This window comes from Aeromonas sp. TECH754 (assembly GCF_056279295.1).
Window position 1 is genome coordinate 1,068,458 of sequence record NZ_JBWBRA010000001.1, and the last position, 12,227, is coordinate 1,080,684.

The window sequence follows — 12,227 nt, forward strand, 5'->3', positions numbered from 1 at the left end:
GCCCGGGTCTGCCGGGCAGCACCGACTTGTCATCTAGGGAGAGAGACATGCGTGTAGAACAACTGACCTGTCATATCGGCGCCGAACTCAGCGGCGTCAATCTGGCGGATGCCGTCCACGATGGTGGCCTGTTTACGGAGATCCGCTCCCTGCTGCTCAAGCACAAGGTGCTGTTTTTACGCAATCAGGACATCAGCCGGGGGGATCACGTGGCCTTCGCCCGCCGCTTTGGCGAGCTGGAGGATCACCCGGTGGCCGGCAGCGATCCGGAACATCCCGGGTTGGTGCGGATCTACAAGTCGCCGGAGGTGCCAAACGATCGCTACGAGAACGCCTGGCACACCGACGCCACCTGGCGCGAAAAGCCGCCCTTTGGCTGCGTGCTGCGCTGCGTGGAGACCCCGCCGGTGGGAGGCGATACGCTCTGGGCCAACATGGTGGTGGCCTACGAGCAGCTGCCTGAGGAGATCAAACAGAAGATCGCGGGGCTGCGGGCTCGCCACAGCATAGAGGCGAGCTTCGGGGCGGCCATGCCCATCGAGAAGCGGCTCGCCTTGAAGGCGCAGTTCCCGGATGCCGAGCACCCTGTGGTGCGCACTCATCCCGAGACGGACGAGAAGATCCTGTTCGTCAACGCCTTCGCCACGCACCTCACCAATTTCCACACCCCGGCCTTCGTGCGGGTCGGTCAGGACTACAGCATGGGGGGCAGCGATCTGCTGCGCTACCTGATAAGCCAGGCCTATATCCCGGAGTATCAGGTGCGCTGGCGCTGGCAGCCCAACAGCATCGCCATCTGGGACAATCGCAGCACTCAGCACTACGCCGCCATGGATTACGCACCTTGCCATCGCAAGATGGAACGCGCCGGGATCATGGGCGACAAACCTTACTGAGTCGTAACATCCCAGTGATACCGCTAATTTTCAATAACTTGAGGCAATAGACATGAATTTCCTTGATGGTTCTCTCTTCCCTGAAAATCAAGACAAGTTGGTTATTACCGTAGCTCCATATGGGCCAGAATGGTTCCCCTCCGACTATCCGGAAGACATCCCGGTGACCATGGAAGAGCAGGTCCAGAAGGCCGTTGACTGTTACGAAGCGGGCGCCGCCGTACTGCACTTGCACGTGCGTGAACTGGACGGCAAGGGATCCAAGCGCCTGTCGATGTTCAACGAACTGATCGCCGGTGTGCGCAAGGCCGTGCCGGACATGATCATCCAGGTCGGCGGCTCCATCTCCTTCGCGCCGCCAGAAGATGGCGCGGCCGCCAAGTGGTTGCACGACGACACTCGGCACATGCTCGCCGAACTCGAGCCCAAACCCGACCAAGTCACTGTGACCGTCAACACCACGCAGATGAACGTGGTCGAGCAGATGGATAAGCGTGACTACGCCGGCACCTCTATGGGGACCGATACCTACGAAGCGTACCGCGAGATGATCGTGCCCTCCGGCCCTGGCTTCATCGAGGAGCACGTCAAGCGTCTGAGTGCCGCTGGCATCCAGAGTGCCTTCCAGTTTTACAACATCAACAGCTACGAGTCGGTGGAGCGCCTGATCCGCCGCGGTGTCTATAAGGGCCCGCTGGTATGCAACTGGGTGGCGATTGGCGGTGGCATGGACCAGCCGCATATCTACAGCATGGCCAACTTCCTGCGCGCCATCCCTGACGGCACCATGCTGACGGTGGAAAGTTCCATGCTCAACACCCTGCCAATCAACCTGATGGGCATGGCGATGGGCCTGCACGTGCGCTGCGGTATTGAGGATAACCTCTGGACCCAGGACCGTTCGCGTAAGATGACCTCCGTCGAGCAGATCGAGCAGTTGGTGCGCCTTGCCAACGAGATCGGCCGTCCAGTTGCCAACGGTAAGGAAGCCCGCGAGATCCTCAAAATCGGTGTTTTCTATGAGACGGTTGAAGAAACCCTTGCAGCCAACGGCTTCGCTCCGAATCCAAAGGGCGGTCAGCAGGGCTTCCTGACGAAGTGATTGGCCTGCAGGCATAGGGTGTAATACCCACGCAGATCTGCGTGTCGGGGCGCAAGGCCACAAGCCAAGCGCCATAAGTAAAAAGGGTCGCCATTCTGCGGGTGGCGACCCTAAGAACCTGTTCTAACTCTGTTTGCCAAAAACCGTTTGTCCTTGCACTATGCAGCACTCGGGCATATTGAGGGATGAATCAATATTGTCGAGCCGTCCGTCGGTTCGTCGACCGAGAACTCAACCCATCTTGTGGTAGCGCGAGGGATTGTATGGCTACGTATCATATCGATGATGACGCAGAGGCTGGCAAGGTTGCCGTGCCCCGTCGTTATGCCTGGATAGTGTTTGCACTGACCTTTGGTCTGCTCATCTCCGACTATATGTCGCGCCAGGTGCTCAATGCCGTGTTCCCCATGCTCAAGGGGGAATGGGTGCTCTCGGATACCCAGCTTGGCCTGCTGAGCGGCATAGTCGCGCTCATGGTCGGGCTCTTGACCTTCCCGCTCTCCCTGCTCGCCGATCGCTTCGGTCGGGTGAAGAGCCTGGCCCTGATGGCCGCGCTCTGGAGTCTGGCGACCCTGGGGTGCGCCCTGGCCCAGAACTACGAGCAGATGTTTGTCGCCCGCTTCCTGGTGGGGGTGGGGGAGGCTGCCTACGGCAGCGTCGGCATCGCCGTGGTGGTCTCCGTCTTCCCACGGGAGATGCGAGCCACCCTTTCCGCAGCCTTCATCTCCGGCGGCCTGTTCGGCTCGGTGCTCGGCATGGCCACGGGGGGCGTACTGGCCCATCTGATGGGCTGGCGCTGGGCCTTCGCCGGCATGGCCTTGTTCGGCCTGCTGTTGGCGGCGCTCTATCCGCTGATCGTCAAGGAGGCGCGGATCTCGCCGGCCAATCGGACGTCCCAGGCAGGCAAGGCGACCCGCAATCCCCTGCGCAGTCTCTACTCCAGCCGTTCGGTGATCTCCGCCTACGTGGGCAGCGGTCTGCAACTGTTTGTCGGCGGCACCGTCATCGTCTGGATGCCGAGCTACTTCAACCGTTACTACGGCATGGAGACGGACAAGGCGGGGGCGGCGGCGGCCATCATAGTGCTGTGCAGCGGCGCCGGCATGATCCTGTGCGGCATGCTGAGCGACAAGCTGTGCAAGGCCCGCCCGGATCACAAGATAAGCCTCGCCATCGGCTATTGCCTCGGCAGTTGTGCCTTGCTCTCCCTGGCGTTCGCCCTGCCGGTGGGTCTGCCACAGATATTGCTGATCTGCCTCGGCATGTTCATCGCCACCGGCACCTCGGGCCCGGCCGGCGCCATGGTGGCGAACCTGACTCACGCCAGCATCCACGGTACCGCCTTTGCCACCCTGACGCTTGCCAACAACCTGCTCGGCCTCGCGCCTGGCCCCTTCATCACCGGCAAGGTGTCCGACCATATCGGTCTGGACAAGGCATTCCAGCTGGTGCCGCTCATCAGCATCGCGGCGGCGATCGTCTTCCTCTATGCCAAGCGCCACTACCACAAAGATGTGGCCAGGCTGGAAGGGGAGCAGTCGCCGCCGGTTGCCAATGCCTCTCTCGTCGACCCGGCGCCCGCCGAGGCGAGGGCCTGAAGCGCCCGCTGGAGCACAGTGAGTTTTATCTGTCCGGCGGCGACTCGCCGGACTGAGGTTGATAACACGGAGAGAAGGGCATGAGCAGTACCCTGCAAAAGACGCTGAAAATAGAGATTTATTTCGATTTCATCTGCCCCTGGTGCCTGATTGGCAAGCGTCAGCTGGATCAGGCCCTGGCCCTGCTGCGGGCCGATCGGCCCGATCTGCGGGTGGAACTGTGTTGGCACGGGGTGCAACTGCTGCCCTATCTGCCGGCACAGGGGGAGGATTTCCACGCCTTCTATCTGCGCAGGCTCGGTGGCGAGCAGGCGGTGCGTTTGCGCCAGGCTCAGGTACAGCAGGCTGCGGCCAGCGTAGGCGTGACCCTGGACTTCACCACTATCCCGCGTATGCCAAACACGGCCGATGCCCATCGCCTGTGGCAGCGGGCCAGCCAGTCTGGTTCGCCGGCCCAGCAAGAGGCTTTGCTGGAGCGATTGTTTGCCTGTCATTTCCAGCAAGGGGGCGATCTGGGGGATGGCAGCACCCTGCTGAAACTCGCCGACGAGGCTGGCTTTGCGCTGGAGACGCTGGTGAGCGGCCTGCACGGGGATGGCAGTCCCTTCCTTGGCGTCGCCGTGGGGCCCGCCAGTCAGGGGGTGCCCAGCTTTGTGATCGGTGGCGCGCTGACCCTCTCCGGTGCCCAGCCGGTCGAACATCTGCTCGCCAGCTTGCGCCAGGCCGTGGCGACTCAGCCGAGGGAGCAGGAGACGCGCATCGAGGTGCCCGCCAACCGGGTGCCGGCCCCCGGCCAACGCATCCTGGTCGAAGATCAGGGCAAGAGTCTGGTGCTGTTCAACATCGACGGCGAGTTTCATGCCATCGATGACAGTTGCCCTCATCAGGGTGCCTCCCTGTGTGGTGGCAAGCTGGAGGGAGAGGTGGTTCAGTGCCGCTCCCACGGCCTGCGCTTCAACCTGCGTACCGGATACCTGCTGGGATCGACCCAGCTCAACGTCGGCCGCTACCCGGTCGAGCAGGAGGGGGGCCGCCTCTTTATTGTCATCGCCTCACAGGAGAGTCTCCCATGCACGCCCTCGCTCTGACGAACCATGTCTCGCGGGTACGCGAGCTCGCCCCCGGTATGGTGGTGAGTCTGGTGGTGGCTGCCGCCGCCACCTTCCTGGCCGAACACTACGGTGCTCCTGTGCTGCTGTTTGCCCTGCTGCTCGGCATGGCGCTGAACTTCCTTAGCGCCGAGGGCACCTGCAAGAAGGGGATCGAGTTCACGGCGCGCAGCGTCTTGCGCATCGGCGTCGCCTTGCTCGGCATGCGCATCACCCTCGGCCAGATAGCCGAGCTCGGCTGGATGCCGGTTGCCCTGGTAGTGACCCTGGTGGTGGTGACCATCAGCCTGTCGGTGGTCGCGGCCAAGCTGATGGGGTTCCAACGCCTGTTCGGCATGCTGACCGGCGGTGCCACCGCGATCTGTGGCGCCTCCGCCGCCCTGGCGCTGGCCGCTTCCCTGCCCAATCACCCGCAAAAAGAGCGTGCCACCCTGTTCACGGTGATCGGGGTGTCGGTGCTCTCGACGATCGCGATGATCACCTATCCCATGATCGCCCGCTATTTCGAGCTGACGCCGGTGGAGGCGGGGGTCTTCCTTGGCGCCACTATTCACGACGTGGCTCAGGTGGTCGGCGCCGGCTACAGCATGTCTACCGAGACCGGGGACGTGGCGACCGTGGTCAAGCTGATGCGAGTCGCCATGCTGCTGCCGGTGATCGTCGTCGCCGCCACCATTACCCGCATGCAGGGGGCGGATCCCGCCTCCGGCAAGCGTCCACCCCTGTTGCCCATGTTCGCCGTCGGCTTCCTGGTGCTGGCCTGCATCAACAGCACCGGCTGGGTGCCCGGCATCATCCAGAGCGGGGTCAACGATCTGTCGCGCTGGTGCCTGGTGATCGCCATCGGCGCCATCGGTATGAAGACCCAGCTGAAAGAATTGGCCGCGGTCGGCATCAAACCCATCCTGCTGATGGTGGGGGAGACCCTCTTCCTCATCGCTCTGGTGTTGGTGCTGATGCATTGGGGCGTGAAACCCTAAAGAGCGACTCCCTCCCCTTGATAAAGGGGAGGGGCTGCGCACCAGGCACACCGCCGAATCAAGAAAACAGCAATAAAACGACAGCGCCCCTGTGGCCAACGGATTAGCCGAAAGAGGTATTCATGAACAAGATATATCCCGACGCCAGCACGGCCCTCGCGGACCTGGTGCAGGACGACATCACCATCGCCTCGGGCGGATTTGGCCTGTGCGGTATCCCCGAGCGCCTCATCGAGGCGCTGCAGGGGACCGGCAAGCGTGGCTTCACCGTCATCAGCAACAACTGTGGAGTGGATGAGTTCGGGCTGGGGCCGCTGCTCTACAGCCGCCAGATCAAGAAGATGATCTCCTCCTACGTGGGGGGCAACAAGGAGTTTGAGCGCCAGTATCTCGCAGGCGAGCTGGAGCTGGAATTCACCCCCCAGGGGACCTTGGCCGAGAAGCTGCGCGCCGGTGGCGCCGGCATTCCCGCCTTCTTCACCAGGACCGGTTACGGCACCCTCATCGCCGAGGGCAAGGAGACCCGCCAGTTTGACGGCGAGTGGTTCGTGATGGAGCGCGCCCTGACCGCCGATATCGCACTGATCAAGGGCGCCAAGGCAGACAAGGCGGGCAACCTGATGTTCAACAAGACCGCACGCAACTTCAACCCGCTCTGCGCCAAGGCGGGCCGCGTCTGCATCGCCGAGGTGGAGGAGATAGTCGAGGTCGGCGAGCTGGCCCCTGACGAGATCCACCTGCCCGGCATCTATGTGCAGCGACTGGTGCTCAACCCCCATCCCGAGAAGCGCATCGAAGTGCGTACCGTCATGGAGAAAAACTGACATGCTCTGGACCCGTGAAGAGTTGGTGCAGTACATCCCCCAGAAGCTTCCATTGGCTTTCTTTTTCCAACCGTGCGCAGCGAGGAACTAAATCATGGCCTGGACCCGTGAAGAAATGGCGCAGCGCGCCGCTCAGGAGCTGCAGGACGGCTTCTACGTGAACCTCGGCATCGGTCTGCCGACCCTGGTGGCCAACTACATTCCCGCCGGCATGGAGGTGTGGCTGCAGAGCGAGAATGGCTTGCTCGGCATCGGCCCCTTCCCGAGCGAGGCCGAGCTGGATCCGGATCTCATCAACGCCGGCAAGCAGACCATCACCACCCTGCCCGGCAGCAGCTTCTTCGACAGCGCCGAGAGTTTCGGCATGATCCGTGGCGGCCACATCAACCTGGCGCTGCTCGGGGCCATGCAGGTGTCCGAGCGCGGCGATCTCGCGAACTGGATGATCCCCGGCAAGATGGTCAAGGGCATGGGCGGTGCCATGGATCTGGTGGCCGGGGTCAAGCGGGTGGTGGTGCTGATGGAGCACTGCGCCAAGGGCGGCGAGCACAAGATACTTCCGTGGTGCAACCTGCCGCTGACCGGGGTCGGGGTGGTGGATCGCATCATCAGTGATCTCGCCGTGCTGGATGTCACCCCGAGTGGCCTCAAGCTGGTGGAGATGGCCCCCGGCATCGACTTCGAACAGCTGCAGGCCGCGACCGGCTGCGCCATCGCACGCTGATCTCGTGAGTTTTCGGTGGGGAAGGGGGCCTGGGCCTTCCCCGCCGTTTTTACTTTGGTGCGCTCGTATTTTTCCTTGTGGTGACCAGGCTGACCCGCGCCCTTGAGACTGAACCCCCTTGCTACCCGCTCTATTTTCATCGGTAGACAGCCTTGAACAGGAACTGTCTGACACCGCTTTCGGGGGCCGTTGTCAGTGCTTGTCGCCCCTGTCATCAAATGAAAAGTGGCTGACGTTCAATGGCAAGCGCGGCCCTGGAGCTAGGCCTTACAGTCGGCACACAAGAGAGAAAGACTGTCTCATCACAGTGAGCGACACCCCGGGGCCGATGCAAACACAGAGCTGCATCCTCGCGAGCCAAACAAGGCGGTGCGCCATGAGGAAGGTCATCTCCCCTTGCATGAAGAAAAAGCCAACGGAAACGGCGATTAAACATAGAAAAACAAACAACAAATAACAGATGACGATACTCGGAGAGACTGTAATGGATTACAAGCACACGAGTCATGGTTGCGGTGCCCTGCGCCTCAGCCTGCTGGCGACGGCCATCGCGGCCGTTCTCCTGCCAACCGTTCAGGCGGTCGAGATAGACACGGACAGTGAAGACTGGTCCGTGCGCTTCGACAACACCGGCAAGTTCAACTATGGCGTGCGCACCGAGAGCGCGGACTCCCGCATGCTCGCCACCCCGAACAACAACGACGGTGACTACAACTTCAAAGATGCCGGCGACACCGTCACCACCCGTTTCGATCTGCTGACCGAGCTGGACGTGGTGAACAAGGGCAACACCGGCTTTCGCATCAGTGCGGCGAGCTGGTACGACTATGCCTATGACGATGTCGGCGCGAGTGACAACCCCTTTTTGAACAACAACGGCGATGCCTCCGGTATCCCGGGCTGGGGATCCAACCCCGCCAGGTCGACCATGTTTGGCCAGCCGGGGTTGAGCGACTATGCGGATCGCTACTACAACGGTCCCTCCGGCGAGATCCTCGACGCCTTCGTGTTCCATAACATGGAGATCGGTGACGAGTCGCTGCTCGGCGTCAAGATAGGCCAGCACAACATCTTCTGGGGCGAGACCCTGCTCAATCCGGTGCACTCCATCAGCTACGGCCAGTCCGGCCTGGATCTCGCGAAGCTCGCGGCATCCCCTGGCACCGAGGCAAAAGAGCTGTTCATGCCCCGCAAGCAGATCTCCGCCTCCTTCACCCTGAATCCGGAGTGGACCTTCGCCGCCCAGTATTTCTTTGACTGGGATGCGGCCCGCCTGCCCGAGGCCGGCACCTTCTACGGTAGCTCGGATCTGGTGGGCTACGGAGCCCGCGCCTTCCTGCTTGGTCACACCGGCGGCCCCGGTCTGGCCGGGCCAAACGGTACCTTGAGCAACATTCGCCGCGGTGATGACATCGAGCCGGGCAAGCACGGTGACTGGGGCATGATGACCAAGTGGTCCCCAGAGGCGCTGGATGCCACCCTCGGTGCCTACTACCGTCGTACTGCCGACATCCTGCCCCAGGCGGTACTGGATGCTCGCGGCCTGAGTGTCCGCGGGACCAATCCCCTGCCGGCCGGGGCAATTCCCAACCTGCGTAATTCGATTGCCAATACCAGCTATTCCCTGGCCTACGGAGAAGACATCGATATCTTCGGTCTGAGCCTGTCCAAGGACATCGCCGGGGTCAGCGTCGGCAGCGATCTGAACTATCGCCACAACATGCCGCTCTCCAGCATTCCGGCGCTGCTGAGTGCATCGGGTCCATTCGGGTTGAAACAGGGTCTCGGTGCACTGCCTGCCCGCAATGACAGCACCGGGGTGATCACCGATGACAGCGATGGCTACAGCGCCACCGGCGAGACCCTGCACTGGACCCTGAACGGCCTGATGACCATCGCCGACACCCCGTTGTTCGATGGCGCCGCCCTGCTGGCTGAGCTCTATTACAGCAATCTGCTGAGCCTCAACGACCACAACAAGGCGCTCTACAAGGGCGAGGACAGCTACCAGGGCCTGGACAAGTCGACCACCGACAACTGGGGCCTGGCGGTCAACTTCACCCCGACCTGGTATCAGGTGTTCCCCGGTGTCGACATGAGCATGCCGCTGTCGGTCAACCTCGGTCTGGCGGGGGTATCACCGGTGCAGGGCGGCGGCGCCAGGGACACCGGCAACTACGCGGTTGGCCTCGGCGCCACTATCTACAACCAGTATTTCGTCGATCTGAAGTACGTGGACTCCTTCGGCAAGTCTGCCGACTGTAACGACGGCGCCACCGATGGCTCCACCCCCAATGCCCTGGATGCGACCCAGCGCAATACCTGTTATGCCGGCGGTTACTCCTCCTTCTCCGGTGGCGGCGCCACCACGGAAGACAGAGGGGCCGTCTACCTGACCCTGAAGAGCACTTATTGAGTCAAGCGACCGAGTCGGAGAACAAGATGATGAAACATAAACAGACAATGCTGGCCCTGTCCCTCGCCCTGGCCTTCACCAGCCAGGCCCAGGCGGCGGTCTCCGCGAGCGAAGCGGGCAAGCTGGGCACCAGCCTGACCCAGGTCGGCGCCGATGCCGCGGCCAACGCCGACGGCTCCATCCCCGCCTATACCGGCGGCCTGACCACAGCGCCCGCCAGCTTCAAGGCCGGTGACAGCATGCGCCCGGATCCTTATGCGGGCGACAAGCCGCAGCTGGTGATCGACGGCAAGAACGCGGCCAAGTACAAGGGCGAGCTGACCGCCACCACCGCCGAGTTGCTGAGCCGCTTCCCGGACTTCAGAGTCGATGTCTACCCGACTCACCGCAGCGTGGCGCTGCCCCAGGCGGTGCTGGACAACACCAAGCAGAACGCGCTGAACGCCAAGACCCTGGAAGGGGGCATGGCGGTGGATCAGGTGCTGCCGGGCATTCCCTTCCCGATCCCGCAGACCGGCGCCGAGGCGATGTGGAACTTCCTGCTGCGTTACCAGGGGGTGAACATCGCCACCAAATACGACTCCTGGAACGTCGACTCTGCCGGGGTCGCGGCCCTCTCCACCACCGGGCAGGCGTTTATCAACTACGCCATCTACGAGGACATGAAGAAGCCCATCGCGGCCAAAGACACCTACTACCAGATGAAGCTGTACTACACCGGGCCCGCCCGCCGTGCCGGTGAAGCCATCATGCTGCGCGATGCCGCCAACCCCCTTGAGCAGCCGCGCAAGGCCTGGCAGTACCTGCCGGGGCAGCGCCGGGTCAAGCTGGCACCGAACCTGGCCTACGATACCCCGAACCCGGGCACCTCCGGCGCCGGCACCTATGACGACGTCTTCGTCTTCAACGGCGCGCTGGACCGCTTCGATTGGAAGCTGGTGGGCAAGCAGGAGATGATCGTCCCCTACAACACCTACAAGCTGACCTATGAGCCCAATGCCAAGGCGCTGACCACCCCGAACTTCCTGTCGCCGGATCACGTGCGTTGGGAGAAGCACCGGGTCTGGGTGGTGGAGGGCAACCTCAAGGCCGGTGAGCGCCACATCTATGCCAAGCGTCGCTTCTATCTGGACGAAGACAGCTGGGTGGCCCTGGCCTCGGATCAGTACGACGCCCGTGGTCAGCTCTATCGCGGCTCCTTCGCCTTCCTGAGCCAGAGCTACGACAAGCAGACCCCGGACGCCACCCCCTTCATGATCTATGACCTGGTGGCGGGGACCTACAACATCAACGGCGTGGTAGGGCCCTACGGCGGCATCAAGTACGGTGCCTCCCTGTCGAAGGCGAAGTGGTCACCGGAGTCCCTGGCTGGCGCCGGGATCCGCTAGCCCTAACAGGAGCCCGGTTCGTCATTGGCGAACCGGGCTCCTCGATGTTGGCGTCGGGCCGCTCTCGCGTCCCGATGCACCGTGAGACAAGGACGTAGTATGGGTTCATTCAAGACGTTGGCGCTGTGCTGCGCCCTGCTGCTGCAGAGCGCCGGGGTGCTGGCCGGGCAGGCGACCGCTTATGTGGACGTGCTGGACTTGCCGGCCAAGCCGAGCGCACTGGCCAAGCAGAGCCCCTTGCTGGATCTGGCCCGTGCCGGCAGCCGGCTGGTGGCGGTGGGACAGCGGGGTCACATCCTCTATTCCGATGACGAGGGTCAGCGCTGGCAGCAGGCCAGGGTGCCGGTCAGCGCGGATCTCACCGCCGTCGCCTTCCCCACGGCCGAGCAGGGCTGGGCGGTGGGCGGTGATGGGGTGGTACTGCACAGCCAGGACGCCGGCCTCAGCTGGCAAAAACAGCTGGACGGTCGTCAGATTGGCGACTTGGTACACCAGTACTATTCCGCCAAGGCCGAGATCGAGCCGGATAACGAACAGTGGGCCGCGCTGGTGGAAGAGGGTCAGCGTCTGGTGGAGGAGGGGGCCGACAAGCCGCTGCTCGACGTCTGGTTCCAGAACGACAAGGTGGGCTACGTGGTCGGGGTCTTCAACCTCATTCTGCGCACCGACGATGGCGGCCAGCACTGGACGCCGATGCAGGATCGCACCGACAACCCGGATGGACTGCACCTCAATGCCATCAACTCGACGGGGGAGGGTCTCTACCTCGCTGGCGAGCAGGGGTTGCTGCGCAAGTGGGACGAGGCGGCGCAACGTTTCGTTGCCTTGCCGACGCCCTACGAGGGCAGCTATTTCGGTCTCATCGGTCGACCCGGCGAACTGCTGGTCTACGGCCTGCGCGGCCACGTCTATCGCAGTACGGACGGGGGCGAAAACTGGACCCGGTTGGTGAGCCAACTGCCCATCAGCATCAGTGCGGCGGTGCAGGATGCCGACGGTCACTTCCGCCTGTTCACCCAGGCCGGACACATGTTGCGCCAGCGTGGCAATGATCCGCTGACACTGGTGGCAGAGGCCGAGCCCGCACCGGTGGCGGGCGCCGTGCTGACCCCGGATGGGGTCTTGGCGCTGGTCGGCAGTCGCGGTGTGCGCACCCTGACCGTCAAATAAAGCCGTCATGGAATGACGGC

Annotated in this window: 10 protein-coding genes; all 10 read left to right on the forward strand. The window is 62.9% G+C overall.

Annotated features, from left to right (window positions below):
- Positions 1–47: 47 nt before the first annotated feature.
- The 10 genes from ACZ9IL_RS04620 to ACZ9IL_RS04665 all read left to right on the forward strand — a co-directional run bounded on the left by ACZ9IL_RS04620 (position 48) and on the right by ACZ9IL_RS04665 (position 12,207).
- Positions 48–896 (forward strand): TauD/TfdA dioxygenase family protein, encoded by an 849-nt coding sequence (locus tag ACZ9IL_RS04620; protein ID WP_476002444.1) that lies wholly within the window; start codon positions 48–50, stop codon positions 894–896.
- A 52-nt stretch (positions 897–948) separates the two neighbouring features.
- On the forward strand, positions 949–1,998 hold the full coding sequence (locus ACZ9IL_RS04625) for a beta-keto acid cleavage family enzyme (protein ID WP_476002445.1): 1,050 nt from the start codon (positions 949–951) through the stop codon (positions 1,996–1,998).
- Positions 1,999–2,261: 263 nt separating this feature from the next.
- Complete coding sequence (locus tag ACZ9IL_RS04630; RefSeq protein ID WP_476002446.1) at positions 2,262–3,596, forward strand: MFS transporter; 1,335 nt, start codon at positions 2,262–2,264, stop codon at positions 3,594–3,596.
- An 80-nt stretch (positions 3,597–3,676) separates the two neighbouring features.
- Entirely contained in the window at positions 3,677–4,684 is a 1,008-nt protein-coding gene (locus tag ACZ9IL_RS04635) for a DsbA family protein (RefSeq protein WP_476002447.1), read from the forward strand.
- Positions 4,666–5,685: a YeiH family protein gene (locus ACZ9IL_RS04640; protein WP_476002448.1), complete on the forward strand. Its 1,020-nt coding sequence runs from the start codon at positions 4,666–4,668 to the stop codon at positions 5,683–5,685. Before ACZ9IL_RS04635 ends, ACZ9IL_RS04640 begins: the two co-directional genes overlap by 19 nt.
- Before the next feature lie 122 nt (positions 5,686–5,807).
- A complete protein-coding gene (locus ACZ9IL_RS04645) occupies positions 5,808–6,509 on the forward strand; it encodes a CoA transferase subunit A (protein WP_476002449.1) in 702 nt (233 codons plus the stop codon).
- A gap of 94 nt (positions 6,510–6,603) precedes the next feature.
- Positions 6,604–7,233: a CoA transferase subunit B gene (locus ACZ9IL_RS04650; protein WP_476002450.1), complete on the forward strand. Its 630-nt coding sequence runs from the start codon at positions 6,604–6,606 to the stop codon at positions 7,231–7,233.
- 484 nt (positions 7,234–7,717) lie between these two features.
- A complete protein-coding gene (locus ACZ9IL_RS04655; RefSeq protein ID WP_476002451.1) occupies positions 7,718–9,649 on the forward strand; it encodes a DUF1302 domain-containing protein in 1,932 nt (643 codons plus the stop codon).
- A gap of 26 nt (positions 9,650–9,675) precedes the next feature.
- Positions 9,676–11,037 (forward strand): DUF1329 domain-containing protein, encoded by a 1,362-nt coding sequence (locus tag ACZ9IL_RS04660; protein WP_476002452.1) that lies wholly within the window; start codon positions 9,676–9,678, stop codon positions 11,035–11,037.
- Positions 11,038–11,136: 99 nt separating this feature from the next.
- Complete coding sequence (locus tag ACZ9IL_RS04665) at positions 11,137–12,207, forward strand: WD40/YVTN/BNR-like repeat-containing protein (RefSeq protein ID WP_476002453.1); 1,071 nt, start codon at positions 11,137–11,139, stop codon at positions 12,205–12,207.
- The last annotated feature ends 20 nt before the right edge of the window (positions 12,208–12,227 follow it).

What these genes read in the sequence shown, in the direction of transcription:
- ACZ9IL_RS04620 (WP_476002444.1), top strand. Translation starts at nt 48, where the DNA reads ATGCGTGTAGAACAACTGACCTGTCATATCGGCGCCGAACTCAGCGGC.
- ACZ9IL_RS04625 (WP_476002445.1), top strand. Translation starts at nt 949, where the DNA reads ATGAATTTCCTTGATGGTTCTCTCTTCCCTGAAAATCAAGACAAGTTG.
- ACZ9IL_RS04630 (WP_476002446.1), top strand. Translation starts at nt 2,262, where the DNA reads ATGGCTACGTATCATATCGATGATGACGCAGAGGCTGGCAAGGTTGCC.
- ACZ9IL_RS04635 (WP_476002447.1), top strand. Translation starts at nt 3,677, where the DNA reads ATGAGCAGTACCCTGCAAAAGACGCTGAAAATAGAGATTTATTTCGAT.
- ACZ9IL_RS04640 (WP_476002448.1), top strand. Translation starts at nt 4,666, where the DNA reads ATGCACGCCCTCGCTCTGACGAACCATGTCTCGCGGGTACGCGAGCTC.
- ACZ9IL_RS04645 (WP_476002449.1), top strand. Translation starts at nt 5,808, where the DNA reads ATGAACAAGATATATCCCGACGCCAGCACGGCCCTCGCGGACCTGGTG.
- ACZ9IL_RS04650 (WP_476002450.1), top strand. Translation starts at nt 6,604, where the DNA reads ATGGCCTGGACCCGTGAAGAAATGGCGCAGCGCGCCGCTCAGGAGCTG.
- ACZ9IL_RS04655 (WP_476002451.1), top strand. Translation starts at nt 7,718, where the DNA reads ATGGATTACAAGCACACGAGTCATGGTTGCGGTGCCCTGCGCCTCAGC.
- ACZ9IL_RS04660 (WP_476002452.1), top strand. Translation starts at nt 9,676, where the DNA reads ATGATGAAACATAAACAGACAATGCTGGCCCTGTCCCTCGCCCTGGCC.
- ACZ9IL_RS04665 (WP_476002453.1), top strand. Translation starts at nt 11,137, where the DNA reads ATGGGTTCATTCAAGACGTTGGCGCTGTGCTGCGCCCTGCTGCTGCAG.